This window comes from Neorhizobium alkalisoli (assembly GCF_002968635.1).
Lineage (GTDB): Bacteria > Pseudomonadota > Alphaproteobacteria > Rhizobiales > Rhizobiaceae > Neorhizobium > Neorhizobium alkalisoli.
This window is the reverse complement of record NZ_PVBN01000039.1, coordinates 1-440: the sequence shown is the minus strand read 5'-3', so window position 1 is coordinate 440 and position 440 is coordinate 1. Positions and strand designations below refer to the sequence as shown.

Annotated in this window: 1 pseudogene; it reads left to right on the top strand. The window is 59.8% G+C overall.

Annotated elements, in window-relative coordinates:
- A pseudogene (locus C5L13_RS28440) lies at positions 1 to 440 on the top strand (TonB-dependent siderophore receptor); the annotation flags it as partial.

Genomic DNA, 440 nt, shown 5'->3' with positions numbered 1-440 from the left:
GCGTGGAGTTGCTGCGAGGCCCACAGGGAACGTTATATGGCAAAAGCGCTCAGGGCGGGATCATCAACATCGTCACCCAGCAGCCGGACAGCACGCCGCGCGGCTATATTGAAGGCGGCGTCAGTAGCCGCGACAGTTATCGAAGTAAGTTCAACCTGAGCGGCCCCATTCAGGATGGCCTGCTGTACGGCAGCGTCACCCTGTTACGCCAGGTTGATGACGGCGACATGATTAACCCCGCGACGGGAAGCGATGACTTAGGCGGCACCCGCGCCAGCATAGGGAATGTGAAACTGCGTCTGGCGCCGGACGATCAGCCCTGGGAAATGGGCTTTGCCGCCTCACGCGAATGTACCCGCGCCACCCAGGATGCCTATGTGGGATGGAATGATATTAAGGGCCGTAAGCTGTCGATCAGCGATGGTTCACCAGACCCGTAC